Below are 15,129 nucleotides of genomic sequence, written 5' to 3' on the forward strand. Positions count from 1 at the left end.
AGCTTGCCGAGGGTGACGCGGTAGATTTCCGCATATGACCGGAAGTCCTACCGCCTCGCCCGGCCGTCCCTTCGGCCGCGTGCTCACCGCCATGGTCACCCCGTTCGACGCGGAGGGGGCGGTGGACCTGGACAAGGCGCGGCAGCTCGCCGAACACCTGGTCGAGCTGGGCAACGACGGTCTCGTGGTCAACGGGACCACCGGTGAGAGCCCGACCACCAGCGACGCGGAGAAGGCGGACCTGATCCGCGCCGTGGTGGAGGCGGTCGGCGACCGCGCGACCGTGGTCAGCGGCGCGGGCACGTACGACACCGCGCACAGCGTGCACCTGGCCAAGCAGGCCGAGGCGGCGGGCGCGCACGGTCTGCTGCTGGTCACCCCGTACTACTCGCGGCCCACCCAGGAGGGTGTGCACGCGCACTTCACCACCGTGGCCGACCAGGTCGGCGTGCCCGTGATGCTGTACGACATCCCGCCGCGCACCGTGATCCCCATCGAGGTGGAGACCCTGCTGCGGCTCGCCGAGCACCCGCGCATCGTCGCGGTGAAGGACGCCAAGGGCGACCTGCTCGCGGGCAGCAAGGTCATCGCGGCCACCGACCTGGCCTACTACTCCGGTGACGACCCGCTGAACCTGCCGTGGCTGTCGGTCGGCGCGGTCGGCTTCGTCAGCGTCATCTCGCACATCGCCGCGGACCGGCTGCGCGACATGCTCGACGCGTTCTCCTCCGGCGACGTCGCCGGCGCCACCGCGATCCACCAGTCGCTGTTGCCGCTGCTGCGGCCCTTCAGCCGGATGCCCGGCGTGACCTACGCCAAGACCGCGCTGCGGCTGCGAGGTCTGGACGTGGGCGACCCGAGGCTGCCGCTGGTACCCGCTTCAACCGAGGACATCGAGGCCGTCGAGGCCGAATTGGGAGTCAACGCGTGATCAACCCGAACTCACCCCCGCTCGCACTGCCCGACGGAGGTCTGCGCGTCGTCGCACTGGGCGGAATTGGCGAGATCGGCCGCAACATGACGGTGTTCGAGCACGCCGGCCGGCTGCTCGTCGTGGACTGCGGCGTGCTCTTCCCCGAGGACGACCAGCCTGGCGTCGACCTGATCCTGCCGGACTTCCGGGCCATCGAGGACCGGTTGGACGACATCGAGGCGCTGGTGCTCACCCACGGGCACGAGGACCACATCGGCGCGGTGCCGTTCCTGCTCAAGCTGCGCCCCGACCTGCCGGTGGTGGGCTCGCGGTTCACGTTGGCGCTGCTCGCGGCGAAGTGCAAGGAACACCGCCAGACGCCGCGGCTGTTCGAGATCACCGACGGCGAGCGCCGCTCGTACGGGCCGTACGACCTGGAGTTCTTCGCGGTCAACCACTCCATCCCGGACGCGGTCGCGGTGGCCATCCGCACGTCCGCCGGGCTGGTGCTGCACACCGGCGACATCAAGCTCGACCAGTTGCCGCTGGACGGCAGGCTCACCGACCTGGCCGGGTTCTCCCGGCTCGGCGACGAGGGCGTCGACCTGTTCCTGGTCGACTCGACCAACGCCGAGGTGCCGGGGTTCGTCGCGCCGGAGCGCGAGATCGGGCCGGTGCTGGAGAACGTCGTCCGCAAGGCCAACCAGCGCGTGATCGTCGCGTGCTTCGCCTCCCACGTGCACCGCGTGCAGCAGGTGCTGGACGTGGCCGTGCAGTACCGGCGGCGGGTGGCGCTGGTCGGCCGGTCGATGGTGCGCAACATGGGCATCGCGGCGGAACTGGGCTACCTGAACGTGCCGGAGGGGTTGTTCGTGGACCTCAACGAGGCCATGGAGATGCCCGAGGACCAGGTGATGTTCGTGTCGACCGGGTCGCAGGGCGAGCCGCTGTCGGCGTTGTCGCGGATGGCGCGCGGCGAGCACCGGCAGATCTCGATCAAGGCCGGTGACACGATCGTGCTGGCCTCGTCGCTGATCCCGGGCAACGAGAACGCGGTGTTCGGCGTGGTCAACGGCCTGGCCCGGCTCGGCGCGACGGTCGTCCACCAGGGCAACGCCAAGGTGCACGTCTCCGGCCACTCGCCGGCCGGTGAGCTGCTGTTCCTCTACAACGCCGTGCGGCCGTCGAACGTGATGCCGGTGCACGGCGAGTGGCGGCACCTGCGGGCGAACGCGGCGCTGGCCGTGGCGACCGGCGTGGACGCGGAGCGGGTCGTCATCGCCGAGGACGGCGTGGTGGTCGACCTGGTCGACGGCAAGGCGGCGATCAGCGGCAAGGTCGAGGTCGGCCACGTCTACGTCGACGGCCTGTCCGTCGGCGACGTCGGCGAGTCGACCCTGTCCGACCGGCTCGTGCTCGGCGAGGGCGGGTTCATCGCCATCACGGTGGCGGTGGACTCCACCAACGGTCGCGCGGTCGCACCGCCGACCGTGTCCGGCCGCGGGTTCTCCGACGACCCGAAGGCCCTGGACCAGGCCATCTCCCTGGTGGAGATGGAGCTGTCCCGCACGGAGGCCGAGGGGATCACCGACTCGCACCGCATCGCCCAGGCCGTGCGCCGCGTGGTGGGCCGCTGGGTCGCCGAGACCTACCGCAGGCGGCCGATGATCGTGCCGACCATCATCCCCGTGAACTGACCGCCCGCGATGCGCGTGGCTGGGAGGACGTGACGTGGCCGAGGTGCTGCTGTTCCACCACGCGCACGGGTTGACGCCCGGTGTCGCGACCTTCGCCGAGCAGTTGGCGCAGGCCGGGCACACCGTGCACGTGCCGGACCTGTACGAGGGCCGGGTGTTCGTGGACCTGGGCGACGGCTTGGACTACGCGGAGCAGGTCGGGTTCGGCACGATCGCCGAACGCGGCCTCGTCGCCGCCGAGGGGTTGCCCTCGGACGTCGTGTACGCGGGGTTCTCGCTCGGCGTGCTGCCCGCGCAGATGCTGGCGCAGACCAAGCCGGGAGCCGCCGGCGCGCTGCTGTTCAGCGCGTGCGTGCCGGTGTCGGAGTTCGGCCCGGCGTGGCCGGCGAGCGTGCCGGTCCAGGTCCACGCCATGGCGGCCGACGAGCTGTTCGTGGACGACGGCGACCTCGACGCCGCGCGTGCCCTGGTGGCGGGCGCGGCGGACGGGGAGCTCTTCCTCTACCCCGGCGACCGGCACCTGTTCGCCGACCCGAGCCTGTCGTCCTACGACGAGGTGGCGGCGGTGCTGCTGATGGAGCGCGTGCTCGCGTTCCTGAACTGATCCTCGACGCCGGACGTGCCGTGCACCCGCCCCTGCCGGCCTGACCGGGGTGATCGCGGTCGACGTCGTCAGCCATCACGGCGGGGTGGGCACCGGGGAACCACCGGTGCCCACCCTTCCGCTCTCGTATCGGCCGCGCGGAGTGGTCGCGGCGGTCCGCGCGGGCGTGCTCATGGCCGCCGGTCGGCTCGGCGGCGGCTCAGCGGCCTGGACGTCCGTCCGGCACGTGCCCGCGCGGCACGCGGAACGGCTCGTCGCCGGTCACGGCACGCTGTCCTCGCCGGTCGGCGGGCGCCACGGGCTCGTGCCCGTCGTCGGCCGGGTGGGGTCGTGGAACTTCGGCAGGTCCGGCTCGTCCACCCGCAACGGCACCAGGCCCGCGGTGATCGCGCGCATGATCCGCTCGTGCGCCCGCCGCGCGTCGCCCGGCTTGCCGTCCTCCAGCCCGGACAGGTCCACCGGCTTGCCGAAGTGCACCTTGAACGTCGGCCGCTTCCGCAGCCCGCGCAGGTACGAGGTCAGGTAGGGCTTGACGTCGGCCCACCCGCTGACCCCGGTGTTGCCCCAGTACACGGCTTCGTGCGCGCCCCACTGGCTCACCGGGACCACCGGGATGCCGCCGCTGAGCGCGAGCCTCGCCGCACCGGTCTTGCCCCGCTCCGGCCACAGGCCCGGGTCGAGGCTGATCCGGCCCTCCGGGTACATGGCGATCGGGTCGCCGCCGCGTTGCAGCACCGCGACGGTGCGGTGGTAGGCGTCGCCGACGTCGGCCGCCGAGCGGTCGACGCGCACGTGGCCGGACGCCTTCAGCAGCGGCCCGAGGACCGGCGCGTCGAGCAACCCGCCCGCGAGCAGGAAGCGCGGCGCGACACCGATCCGGCGGCACGCCGCGATCAGCACGAAGGGGTCGAGGTTGCCGATGTGGTTGGACGCGAGCAGCAGGGGACGTCCCCTGAGGTCCGCCGGGATGTCACCGGTGACTTCGAGTCGTCCGCTGAGGCCGACGACCCCCTGGTCGACTGCGGTCAGCACGCGCCACAGCAGTGGTGTGGACACCACGGCAGGCTACGGTGTGCCGACCCGTCACCGCACCGGCTTCCGGGCAACCGCACGCACCGGGCCGCGCACGTCACGTCCACCGTGAACGTTGGGGCGGCTGAGGCCAGAGGTACTACCGTGTGCACCATGGCCGGCCGACCTGGGACTTCGCGCAAGGGCACGACCCGCAGCACCGGATCCGGGTCGAAGGCCCGGTCCGGCGCGTCCCGACCGGCCGCGAAACGCCCTCCCGCCAAGCGCGCGCCCGCGAAGAAGTCCTCCGGCTCGGTCCGCAAGCTCTGGGGCCTGCTCGGCCGCGGTGTCGGGTCGGTCGTCCGCGCGGTCGGCCGGGGCAAGGAGCTCGACCCGGCGCACCGCCGCGACGGCCTGGCGCTGGTGCTCATCTCGCTGGCCGTGATCACCGCCGCGGGCGTGTGGTGGCAGGCCGGCGGACCGGTCGGGCAGTGGGTCGACGTGGCCGTGCGCAGTTCCGTCGGCGGCCCGGCGGTGATCGTGCCCGTGGTGCTGCTGGCGATCGGCGTGACCCTGATGCGCACCGACCCCACCCCCGAGGCCCGGCCCCGCCTGGTGATCGGCGCGGTCCTGGTCGCGGTCGGGTTCCTCGGCATGTTCCACCTCGCCGGCGGCCTGCCGATGGACCCGCTCGCCCGTCGCGACGCCGGTGGCGCGCTCGGCTACCTCTCCGGCGGGTTCCTCGCCCAGGGCCTCACGCCGTGGGTCGCCGGGCCGCTGCTCGTGCTGATCTTCGGCTACGGCGTGCTGCTGCTGGTGCACGTGCCGGTCCGCGAGGTGCCCGCGAAGCTCGGCGCCCTGCTGCACCGCAAGCCCGACCAGCTCGACGGTTTCGGCGACGAGGACGCCGCGCCGGCCCCGGACGTCGAGGAGCAGCCGGCCAAGCTGCGCCGCCCGTCCCGCGGTCGCCGCCAGGCCGTCGCCGCCGTCGCCGACGACGAGCAGCCCGAGCTGCCGCTGGACGAAGAGCCACCGCCGCCGCCCAAGCCCGCGCCCAAGCCCAAGGCGACCCCGGAGACCCCGAAGTCCGCCGCGATCGCCGTGCGCGCGGTCGAGGGCGACTACCGCCTGCCCCCGCCGACCATCCTCAAGGACGGCGACGCGCCCAAGGCCCGCAGCAAGGCCAACGACCTGATGATCGAGGCCATCTCCGGCGTGCTCGACCAGTTCTCCATCGACGCGCAGGTCACCGGCTTCACCCGCGGCCCGACGGTCACCCGGTACGAGGTCGAGCTCGGTCCGGGCGTGAAGGTCGAGAAGATCACCGCGCTGACCAAGAACATCGCCTACGCGGTCGCCACGGACAACGTGCGGCTGCTCGCCCCCATCCCCGGCAAGTCCGCGGTCGGCATCGAGGTGCCCAACAGCGACCGCGAGATGGTGCGGCTGGGCGATGTGCTGCGCTCGCCGTCCACGGTCAAGGACAACCACCCGATGGTGATCGGGCTGGGCAAGGACATCGAGGGCCACTTCGTCACCGCGAACCTGACCAAGATGCCGCACCTGCTGGTCGCGGGCTCCACGGGTTCGGGCAAGTCGAGCTTCGTGAACTCGATGCTGGTGTCGCTGCTGGCGCGCGCCACCCCGGACGAGGTCCGGATGATCCTGATCGACCCGAAGATGGTCGAGCTCACCCCCTACGAGGGCATCCCGCACCTGATCACGCCCATCATCACCCAGCCGAAGAAGGCCGCCGCCGCGCTGGCCTGGCTGGTCGAGGAGATGGAGCAGCGCTACCAGGACATGCAGGTCAACCGGGTGCGGCACATCGACGACTTCAACCGCAAGGTCAAGTCGGGCGAGATCAGCGCGCCGCCCGGCAGCGAGCGCGTCTACCGGCCGTACCCCTACATCATGGCGATCGTGGACGAGCTGGCCGACCTGATGATGACCGCGCCGCGCGACGTGGAGGACGCGATCGTCCGGATCACGCAGAAGGCGCGTGCGGCGGGCATCCACCTGGTGCTCGCGACGCAGCGGCCGTCGGTGGACGTGGTGACGGGTCTGATCAAGACGAACGTGCCGTCACGGCTGGCGTTCGCCACGTCGTCGTTGACCGACTCGCGGGTCATCCTGGACCAGCCGGGCGCGGAGAAGCTGATCGGCATGGGCGACGGCCTCTACCTGCCGATGGGCGCTTCCAAGCCGGTGCGCGTGCAGGGCGCGTACGTCGGGGACGACGAGATCTCCGAGATCGTCAACTTCACCAAGGACCAGGCGCAACCGGAGTACACCGACGGCGTCACGGCGGCGAAGGCGGCCGAGAAGAAGGAGGTCGACGCCGACATCGGCGACGACCTCGAACTGCTGATCCAGGCGGCCGAGCTGATCGTCACCTCGCAGTTCGGCTCGACCTCGATGTTGCAGCGCAAGCTGCGGGTCGGTTTCGCCAAGGCCGGTCGGCTGATGGACCTGCTGGAGACGCGCGGCGTGGTCGGCCCGTCGGAGGGTTCGAAGGCCCGTGAGGTGCTGATCAAGCCGGACGAGCTCGACTCGGTCGTCTACCTGATCCGCGGCGGTTCCGGGCCGGCCGACGACGGGGACGACGAGGTCTGAGCCGGCCGGTCACGGGCCGGGCCGGAACTCCAGCAGGCTGCGCTGCTCGGTCAGCTCCGTGACCGCGTCCAGGACCAGGCCGTGGGGCGCGGCCAGCTCGCGGAACTCCTCGACCCGGCGTTCCCGGCCGCCGAAGATCGCCAGCATGGACAGGTCGATCGCGCTGTTCGCGGGCCGGCCGCCGACCAGCTCGATGACCAGCACGCGGCTCGTGGGCGCCGCGGCCTCGGCGCAACGGCCCAGGACCTGGCCGGCACGGTCGTCGTCCCAGTTGTGCAGGATGTCGCACAGCAGGTAGGCGTCCGCCCCGGCCGGCAAGGGGTCGAAGAAGCTGCCGGCGGTGACCCGCGCCCGTTCGGCGAGCCCCTCGGCGCGGAACGTGCGGTCGGCTTCGGCGGCGGTCGGCTCCAGCTCGACCAGGTGGCCGCGCACCTCGGGGTTGGCCTTCAGGACGGCGGCCAGCAGGGTGCCGTTGCCGCCGCCGACGTCCACGACGGTGGGGAAGCGGGCCCAGTCGACGCCGCCGACGAGCCGGGGGACCTGCTCGCCGAACCGCTGGGTCATCTGCCGGTCGAACGACTCGCGCAGGTGCGGGTGGGCGGCCAGGTCGTCGTAGAAGTCCCGGCCGTAACGGCGCGGGTAGGCGGCCTCGCCGGTGGCGATGCTGTGCGCCAGCTCCACGAACGCGAGGTCCGCGCGACCACCCGCGTGGTCCAGGTGCAGGAGGCTGGTGGTCAGGCCGTTGTCCGCGTCGGCGCGGAGGTTCGCGCCGAAGGCGGTGGTCCGGTAGCCGGTGGCCGTGCGCTCGACCACCCCGACCGCGGCGAGGTGGCTCAGCAGCAGTTCCAGCGCGATCGGCGAGGCGTCGAGCTCGGCGGCGAGCCGGTCGACCGCGGCGCCCGCGCCGAGCAACCGGTCGGGCAGTCCCAGGGTGACCGCCACCCGCAAGGTCATCGGTGTGATCAGATCGGCCATCCGGCGCAGCGCGGCGATGTCGTCGTGTCCCACGCCGATCCACCCTGCCGCACACGTCAACCGGGAACGGCGGGGATCCCCGGTCGAGGACCCCTGCCGCCCACCGGTCAGCTGGCGCCGAACTCCCGCACGGCCTGGTAGTACAGGTCCGCGGTGCGGTTGCACGCCCAGTTGCCCGCGCACTGGTTGTAGAGGTCGGACTTGAACTTGTTGTCGATCGTCAGCCGGGTCGCCTCGGTGAACCGGCCCTGCCGCTTGTAGTTGCGGTAGCCGAAGTCGTGCCGGTGGCAGGCAGGCAGGAACTTGAACCCGAACGGGTTGTCCGGCGACCAGGAGCAGCCGTCCGACGACCAGTCGAGCTGGTCGCTGTAGGGCCGCTGCGCGCGCAGCGAGCTGAACTGCGACAGGGACTTGCTGAAGACGTAGTCGTCGGTCACGGCGGGCGCGTTGATGGCCGCCTGGCCGACACCGGCGCCGGCCAGCAGGGCGAGTGAGGCGACCACGACGGCGAACGCGTTGCGCAGGGATTTCGCGAGCACTGTTCTTCCCCTCGGTTTTCGGGCTTGAGGGGTTCTTACCGGCACGTGATCAACGCACAACAGCCCCGATCGGCTCATACCACGTCAACGACGGGTGAACATCGGGCCGAACGCGATCACCGCCGCCAGCCGGACCGGCTGACCGCGCAGTCCCAGCAACGCCAACACCTCGGCGTCCGCCGCACCGCCGAGCAGGTACCCGCCGAGCCGCTGCTCGGCCATCCGCAGGCAGACCGACTGCGCCGCCGCGCCCGCTTCGACCAGGCCGAACCGCCCACCGCGCTGCCCGTACTTGGCCAACACCGGTTGGTCCGCCAGCACGAGCACCAGCACCACCGCCGGTTCGGCGTCGGCGGCCAGCACTTCGCGCAGCCGCACCCAGTCCGGCGCCGGCCCCACGTCCTGCACGGCGTGCCGCCGCGCGTCGTACCGGACCACCCGCCCGTTCAACCCGTGCTCGACGTTGCGCAGGAACGCGTAGGAGCGCACCGGGTGCAGCCCGCCCGCCGACGGGTACGCGCGGCCGTCCTCGTCGGCCAACGCGGCCAGCACCGCGCCGAACCGCCGTGCCGACAACGGCCGCGAGCTGAACTCGCGCGTGCTGCGGCGGGCGCGGAACAGCCGTTGCAGCCGGTCGCGCGGCCGGTCCAGGAACTGCGGCGCGCTCGGCAGCTCGAACGGGTCCGCGGTCACCCGACTCCCGGCCACCCGGTCGCCGGCCCCCTGGCCCGCCGTCACCTGGTCCGGTCGGAACTCGCGCAGTCGTTCACCCAATCGGCGTTGGTGCAGCGCGGAGTAGCCGCTGGCGGTCCAGAAGTCGTCGAACGGCGTCATGCTCACCCCAGCGGATGCGGTGCGGGATTGGGGAGCCGGCCCGATCGGCCCGGGTAGCGCCACGCCACGTCCGCCGCGCGACCGCCCAGGTGCGGCCACCGGTGGTCGGCGTGCAGCGGTGTGAGGTCGGGGGAGAGCACGCGCACGCACCGCAGTCCCACCGCCGCCGCCTCGGGGGTGGTCAGCTCCCGGTAGGCCAGGCGCACGCCGAGCGCGCGCACGAGCTCTTCGAGCTGCGCGGCGTCGCCGCGAGCGGTGGAGCCGCGCGGCGGTGGCCCCGGCACGCCCCGCCACCACGGCAGCGCGTGCCACTCGTCCAGGTGATCGGCGTAGTACAGGGCGTGCCGGTCGAAGTCCGTGACCTCGTCCGGCCGGTGGACCTCGGTGGTCGACCGCGCCGCGATGAAGACCGTGCCCTGCGTCCACTCCAACCACGCCTTGCCGATCGCCTCGGCCACCGTCGCCCGGCACGCCAGCCCGAGCGTCGGCCGCGGTCGACCCGCGAGCGGGAGCGTGCCCGCGACCGCGACCACCGGGTGCGGGCTGTAGGCGGGGGTGAGGTCGAACGCCCGCACGTCACCGGTCCGCAGCTCGGCGGGCAACGACAGCCGGGGCGGGGCGAGGCCGTGCAGCCACGTGGTGGTGAAGGCGTCCCGTTCGACCAACTCCTGCGTCGCGCGCAGCAGCGCGTTCACCGCCGAAGGGCCTGCGGCCAGGCCGGACGACGTCGCGGGCAGACCGAACTCCTCACGCAGCCCGACCAGGCCGGCGGGCACCCACACCGGCTCGTTGTCCGGCAGCGTCCACGCCTTGGTGTAGCGCGGTTCGGCGTACCGGTACCGGAAATCGGGGTGCGCCCGCTGGTCCCGCGTGTGGAGGCTGAAGTCGTCCAACCGCCAGCACGGCCCGTCCGGTTCGCTGACCGTCTCAAGTGGACTGCGCGCGGCCGAGTACCGCTCCACCGCCTCGGCGATCGCGGCCAGCCTCGCCTGTTCCGGCTCGAACGCCGCACCACCGGACGTGCCGCCGGTCGCGAACGGCTCGGGCACCGCGGCGAAGCCGGGCACGTCCACGTCGGACAGCGTGCGCGGCACCGGGTGCAGGCGCGCCACCACGCCCTGCCGCCAGCCGACGGCCCGCGGCAGCAGCGCGGACGCGGGCGTGATCACGCGGTCGCCCGCCGCGAGTAGTAGCGGTGGACCTGCCGGCCGGCGAGGCCCACCAGCAGCGCGTAGCCGAGGATCGCGACCGGTGCGCCGAGCGCGCCGAGCGCCCCGAGCAGCGGCAGGGACACCACCAGTTCGGCGACGAACAGCCCCACCCAGATCCCCAGGCGCACCAACCCCCGCGCGGGACCGGCGGCGCCGGTGAGCTTCGCCGCGAAGAACGTCCAGAGCAGCGTGCAGACCGCACCCGCGAGGGCGTAGAGCGGCCAGTGCTCCCCGACGTCGAGGAACGGCGAGGCCAGCACCCAGGGCAGGAAGAGCGTCGCGGGCAGCACCCAGAGCGCCTTGCGGCGTGGCTGACGGGCCTCGGCGAGGTCGTTGGCCAGGCCGGACGGCAACGCGATGGCCCCGCCGACCGCGGACACCGCGCAGCAGCAACAACAGCAGCTGCACGTCGGCGTGGCGGCGGTGGCGGCCGTCGTGTCGGGCGTGAACGGATCAGGCAGGCGCAGAGCGGTCGTCATGAGTCTTCCCCCACGGCAGGTCGACCCGGCCCACTTCGAACCGGGGGCACGCTTCGCAGTCCGCCGCCGGCAGCACGTCCTCGGCGGTGGTGGTGAACTCGTCCAGGTGCAGCGTCACGACGCGGTCCAGCAGGGCCAGCGAACCGGCGGCCAGCCTGGCGATCGCGTGCCTCGCCCAGCGCAACGGGAAGTCGGCGGTCGTCGCGGCGGGCCGCGGGGGAGGTCGCGGATCGCCCCAGCGGTGCCGTGCGCGCACGGCCAGGCAGCCCAGGCAAGCGCTTGCGCCCGGCACCACGAACGGCCCGAGCGAGGCCGTGTGGTGGTAGGCCAGGTCCAGCAGCAGGTGCGGCTTCGGCTCCCGCAACGCGGCCAGGTCGGCCAGGGTGCCGTCGGTGCGCACGACGAGCACCAGGTCGGCTTCGCCCTCGTGGGGCGGGAAGTGTTCGCCGAGCCCGGCGGGTTCCGCGCCGACGACGCGCACGCCGACGTTCAGCGGCTCGTCCGGCACGGGCAGACCCGCCGGGCGCAGCGCGCCCAACGACCGCAGTTGCGCGCGGACCGGCCCGCTGAGCCGTTCCGGGTCGAGCGGGCGAGCCGAACCCCTCCGCACCGGCTCGAACAACTCGACCAGCAGCCGCGCCTCGGCGCCGGGCACATCGGGGAGGAGGTAGGCGAGGTCCGCTCCCGCGTGCACGACCAGACCCTCGTCCTGCACCTGGACCTGCCAGACCGGGTCCGGCACGAGGCCGGTCACCGGCCCGGCTCGTCGTGGTCGTCGCCCCGGTCGAGGAACCGCCGGATCGCCGGCTCGTCGGGGAACTCGTCGTCCTCGTCGGTCTTGACGAGACGTTCCGCGATGGGCACCGGTTCCTCCACCCAGGCGGGCTGGAAGTCGTCGCCGGGCAGCAGCTCGTGGCGGCGGGCGAACTGCTCGGCGGCCTCGCGGATGGACTCGCGCAGGGTGCCGATGACCACCGTCTCGGCGGTGTAGGTCAGCTCCACGAGCAGCGCGCGCACCCGGTCGAGCTGGTCCTCCTGGTCGGCGTTGTCCGCCAGCTGCGGCCAGAGCCTGCGCTCGAACACCTCCACGAAGTCGGCCGCGATGCCGTCGGTGGCGGTGCGCAGGTTCGCGAACTTGTCCAGCACGTCGTCGCTGGGCACGCTCAGCGCGGCGAGGCGGTTGCCCGCCTCCAGCGCCCAGCGGCGGACGTGCGGCCACCCGCGTCGCCAGCGGACCAGGCCGAGCTGCATCGCGCGGCGCAGGACGCGCGGCCGGACGTCGCCGAGCGGGACGAGGCGGCTGATGTCGCGGACCTTGATCCGGACCCAGTCGTCCGGGCCTTCCGCGTCGCCGACGCCCAGGACGGCCGCGACGCTCGCGCCCTTCTCGCGGGCCTTCACCAGCTCGGCGATGGCGGGCAGCGAGAAGCCGCGGGACTGCAGGCGTTGGACGAGCGTGAGGCGTTCCAGGTGGGAGGCGTCGTAGTAGGCGACGCGGCCCTGCCGGCGGGGCGGGTGCAGCACTCCCTTGGTCTGGTACATGCGGATGGTGCTGCCGGGCAGGCCCACGCGGACCGCCAGCTCGTCGACCGTCAACTGCTCCACGAGGTCGATCTTGGCGGGTCGACGTTCGTGGAGTCAAGACTCTTCGAGTGAATACTCGAAGAGTCAGAGGTGGAGCAGCATGCGTGAGTTGCCCAGGGTGTTCGGCTTCACGTACGAGAGGTCGAGGAACTCCGCCACGCCCTCGTCGGCCGATCGCATGATCTCCTCGTAGACCTCGGGGGACACCGGCGTGCCGTCGATCTCGACGAAGCCGTGCTTGCCGAAGAAGTCGGTCTCGAAGGTCAGCACGAACAGCCGTTCCAGCTGGAGCTCGCGGGCCGTCTCGATCAACCGGTGCACGATCCGGTGGCCGATGCCCCGCCCCAACGCCGTCGGCGACACCGCCACCGTGCGGATCTCCGCCAGGTCGTCCCACAGCACGTGCAGCGCACCGCACCCGAGGACCACGCCGTCCTCTTCGGCGACCCAGAACTCCTGCATGTCCTCGAACAGGGTCACGAGCGGCTTGGCCAGCAGCACCTTGCCGGCGTAGGCGTCGATGAGGGCCTTCATCGCCCGCACGTCACCGGTGCGGGCGCGACGCACGTTGATCGGGTCGTTCACGGTGCAAACGTAACCTTCCGCCGCCGCCGCCCTGCATCCGGCGGTCCGGACGGTGAAATCGGCCCCGATGGATCACTAGAGATCCTTCTGTGCAGTTTACTTGCGTGGAACGGGTCGAAGCTTCACCGAGGGAGGTGTCACATGCTCCGGAGCTTCAGGGTGGGCAACCACCGTTCGTTCCGCGCCGAGCAGGAGTTGCTGCTCATGCCGGTCTACGCGAAGGACCGCGAGGCGCTGCCCGTCGCGGCCGTGTACGGCGCCAACGCCTCCGGCAAGTCGAACCTGCTCGACGGTCTGAAGTTCATGGCCGACGCGGTGCGTGACTCGTTCGCCCAGTGGAGTCCGGGTGGCGGCGTGCCGCGGCGCCCGTTCAAGCTCGACCCGGAGGCCAAAGACCAGCCCTCGGTGTTCGTCGCCGAGTTCGTCGAGGACGGCGTCCGCTACACCTACGGCTTCGAGGTGGATGACGAACGGGTGCTCTCGGAATGGCTCTACAGCTATCCGGAGAAGCGGAAGCGGGTGCTCTTCGATAGATCGGGCGATCAGATCAAATTCGGTCGCGCGGTCGCGGAAGGGACGACGAAGGCGGAGGTCCTCGAAGAACTCCTTCGGCCCAATTCCTTGTTCCTCAGCCTCGCGGCTCAGACGAACATCGTCCATTTGATTCCTCCGCGCCGGTGGTTCGTGGAGAGACTGCGCTTCCGTGAGAACCGGGCACCGGTCGACCTCGCCGTTGAGATCGATGACTTCATCGGCGAGCAGCCGGAGCTGCACGAGTCGTTGATCGACCTGCTTCGCGCGGCGGATTTCGGAATTCGGGACATCAGTGTCAGTCGGCGGGTCGCGGCCAAGGTGACCGTCGATGACGGGACGATCTTCGATGGAGTGGTCGAACTCCCCTCCGTGGTGAGCGGCACGGGTAGTTCGGCGGAATCCGGCGAGTCGGTGGCCTCAGTGGGTCCGGTTCGACAGATGACGGTCAAGTACAGTGCTCAGGCATGGGCTGACGCGGAGCGTCGAATTCGGCTGGTGCACGGCCGCGGTGAGTTCTTCGAGTTGGATGAGGAGTCGGCCGGAACACGATCTTGGCTCGGCCTGCTGCCGGACGTTCTTCGCATCCTGAGGCACGGTGGACTTCTGGTGATCGATGAGATCGACGAGAGCTTGCACTCCCTCCTCACTGCCCGCCTGATCGCGCTCTTCAACGATCCGCAGGCCAATGTGGGTAGCGGTCAACTCATCTTCACCACCCACGACGCGACCTTGCTGCACCCACCTTTGGCGGACGAGGTGTTGCTGCGGGACGAGATCTGGTTCGTGGGAAAAGGCCGAACCGGCGCGAGCACGCTGTACCCTCTGTCCGATTTCAAGCCGCGCAGCGAGGACAACCTGGAGCGGCGTTACCTGGCTGGGCAATACGGCGGGGTTCCGACCGTGTACGAGGAGCTGTTCGCCGACGCCGTGCGGAGTGGCGGCGATGGTGAGGCGTGAGAACTCGCAACGCCGGTCGAGTCGGGAGGTTGCTCCCCGTCGGAACAACGTGCTGGTCGTCAGCGGCGGCCAGAAGACCGAGAGTCGGAACGTCTCCGGGCTGCGGCTCATCCGTGGAGCGCCGATCACGGTGAAGTGCAAGGTCGACGCCCCGCTCAACCTGGTCAAGTACGCGGCCAAGGTGCGTGACCGGTACCACGAGGAGTTCCAAGCGGTGTGGTGTGGTCGACGTGGACCACTTCGACATTGCCGCCGCCCTGCGTGAGGCCGACCGCGCCAAGGTGAACCTCGCCGTGTCGGACCCGTGTTTCGAGTTGTGGCTGCTCCTGCACTTCGCGGACCACCGGGCGCACATCGCCGACTACCGGGCCGCCCGTGACCTGCTCGCCCGCCACGTCCCGGGCTACGACAAGAAGCTCGACTACGCCGTGTTCGACCCCGGCCTCGAACGAGCGGTGGCTCGCGCCGCGCTGCTCGGGCCGGACAACCCGGCGACCACCGTCGGCCGCCTCGTCCAAGCGGTGCTCCGCACCTGACCTGGACCGCTTCCGCCCACGGGCGGACGGGGAGGGGGTTGGCGCCGGTTACGC

General features: G+C 71.5%; 15 protein-coding genes. 6 read left to right on the plus strand and 9 right to left on the minus strand.

Annotated features, from left to right (window positions below; genetic code table 11):
* The first annotated feature begins 34 nt into the window (after positions 1-34).
* Genes dapA through ACYVLT_RS21135 form a run of 3 tightly spaced genes read left to right on the plus strand, consistent with a single transcriptional unit; the run spans position 35 to position 3,214 of the window.
* Positions 35-931: a 4-hydroxy-tetrahydrodipicolinate synthase gene (gene dapA, locus ACYVLT_RS21125; protein WP_461121892.1), complete on the plus strand. Its 897-nt coding sequence runs from the start codon at positions 35-37 to the stop codon at positions 929-931.
* A complete protein-coding gene (locus tag ACYVLT_RS21130) occupies positions 928-2,610 on the plus strand; it encodes a ribonuclease J (protein WP_461121893.1) in 1,683 nt (560 codons plus the stop codon). Before dapA ends, ACYVLT_RS21130 begins: the two co-directional genes overlap by 4 nt.
* A 34-nt stretch (positions 2,611-2,644) precedes the next feature.
* Entirely contained in the window at positions 2,645-3,214 is a 570-nt protein-coding gene (locus ACYVLT_RS21135) for a dienelactone hydrolase family protein (protein WP_461121894.1), read from the plus strand.
* Between the two features lie 261 nt (positions 3,215-3,475).
* On the opposite strand, the gene ACYVLT_RS21140 is transcribed toward ACYVLT_RS21135, so the two are convergent.
* Entirely contained in the window at positions 3,476-4,270 is a 795-nt protein-coding gene (locus ACYVLT_RS21140) for a lysophospholipid acyltransferase family protein (protein WP_461121895.1), read from the minus strand.
* Between the two features lie 129 nt (positions 4,271-4,399).
* On the opposite strand from ACYVLT_RS21140, the gene ACYVLT_RS21145 reads away from it, so the two are divergent.
* Positions 4,400-6,841, plus strand: coding sequence for an FtsK/SpoIIIE family DNA translocase (locus ACYVLT_RS21145; protein WP_461121896.1), 2,442 nt, complete (start codon positions 4,400-4,402; stop codon positions 6,839-6,841).
* A gap of 9 nt (positions 6,842-6,850) precedes the next feature.
* On the opposite strand, the gene ACYVLT_RS21150 is transcribed toward ACYVLT_RS21145, so the two are convergent.
* The 8 genes from ACYVLT_RS21150 to ACYVLT_RS21185 form a co-directional block, all read right to left on the minus strand.
* Entirely contained in the window at positions 6,851-7,849 is a 999-nt protein-coding gene (locus ACYVLT_RS21150; RefSeq protein ID WP_461121897.1) for a methyltransferase, read from the minus strand.
* A 74-nt stretch (positions 7,850-7,923) separates the two neighbouring features.
* Complete coding sequence (locus ACYVLT_RS21155) at positions 7,924-8,355, minus strand: phospholipase (RefSeq protein ID WP_461121898.1); 432 nt, start codon at positions 8,353-8,355, stop codon at positions 7,924-7,926.
* Positions 8,356-8,439: 84 nt separating this feature from the next.
* Positions 8,440-9,189, minus strand: a complete 750-nt coding sequence (locus ACYVLT_RS21160) for a SagB/ThcOx family dehydrogenase (RefSeq protein ID WP_461121899.1) — start codon at positions 9,187-9,189, stop codon at positions 8,440-8,442.
* A 2-nt stretch (positions 9,190-9,191) separates the two neighbouring features.
* Positions 9,192-10,358, minus strand: coding sequence for a YcaO-like family protein (locus ACYVLT_RS21165; protein WP_461121900.1), 1,167 nt, complete (start codon positions 10,356-10,358; stop codon positions 9,192-9,194).
* Positions 10,355-10,879: a hypothetical protein gene (locus ACYVLT_RS21170; protein WP_461121901.1), complete on the minus strand. Its 525-nt coding sequence runs from the start codon at positions 10,877-10,879 to the stop codon at positions 10,355-10,357. Before ACYVLT_RS21170 ends, ACYVLT_RS21165 begins: the two co-directional genes overlap by 4 nt.
* Positions 10,854-11,633, minus strand: coding sequence for a hypothetical protein (locus ACYVLT_RS21175; RefSeq protein WP_461121902.1), 780 nt, complete (start codon positions 11,631-11,633; stop codon positions 10,854-10,856). Before ACYVLT_RS21175 ends, ACYVLT_RS21170 begins: the two co-directional genes overlap by 26 nt.
* Positions 11,630-12,484 (minus strand): MerR family transcriptional regulator, encoded by an 855-nt coding sequence (locus ACYVLT_RS21180; RefSeq protein WP_461121903.1) that lies wholly within the window; start codon positions 12,482-12,484, stop codon positions 11,630-11,632. Before ACYVLT_RS21180 ends, ACYVLT_RS21175 begins: the two co-directional genes overlap by 4 nt.
* A gap of 63 nt (positions 12,485-12,547) precedes the next feature.
* Positions 12,548-13,048: an amino-acid N-acetyltransferase gene (locus ACYVLT_RS21185; protein ID WP_461121904.1), complete on the minus strand. Its 501-nt coding sequence runs from the start codon at positions 13,046-13,048 to the stop codon at positions 12,548-12,550.
* Between the two features lie 141 nt (positions 13,049-13,189).
* Between ACYVLT_RS21185 and ACYVLT_RS21190 the strand changes: the two genes are divergently transcribed.
* Both ACYVLT_RS21190 and ACYVLT_RS21195 read left to right on the plus strand, forming a co-directional pair.
* Positions 13,190-14,539, plus strand: a complete 1,350-nt coding sequence (locus tag ACYVLT_RS21190; RefSeq protein ID WP_461121905.1) for an AAA family ATPase — start codon at positions 13,190-13,192, stop codon at positions 14,537-14,539.
* A gap of 221 nt (positions 14,540-14,760) precedes the next feature.
* Positions 14,761-15,075, plus strand: coding sequence for an RloB family protein (locus tag ACYVLT_RS21195; RefSeq protein WP_461121906.1), 315 nt, complete (start codon positions 14,761-14,763; stop codon positions 15,073-15,075).
* The last annotated feature ends 54 nt before the right edge of the window (positions 15,076-15,129 follow it).

It is taken from the genome of Saccharothrix stipae, assembly GCF_054781895.1.

Bases quoted from the DNA above. Each gene is read 5' to 3' on its own strand.
- dapA (WP_461121892.1), top strand. From the start codon at position 35: ATGACCGGAAGTCCTACCGCCTCGCCCGGCCGTCCCTTCGGCCGCGTG.
- ACYVLT_RS21145 (WP_461121896.1), top strand. From the start codon at position 4,400: ATGGCCGGCCGACCTGGGACTTCGCGCAAGGGCACGACCCGCAGCACC.
- ACYVLT_RS21160 (WP_461121899.1), bottom strand. From the start codon at position 9,189: ATGACGCCGTTCGACGACTTCTGGACCGCCAGCGGCTACTCCGCGCTG.
- ACYVLT_RS21170 (WP_461121901.1), bottom strand. From the start codon at position 10,879: ATGACGACCGCTCTGCGCCTGCCTGATCCGTTCACGCCCGACACGACG.
- ACYVLT_RS21190 (WP_461121905.1), top strand. From the start codon at position 13,190: ATGCTCCGGAGCTTCAGGGTGGGCAACCACCGTTCGTTCCGCGCCGAG.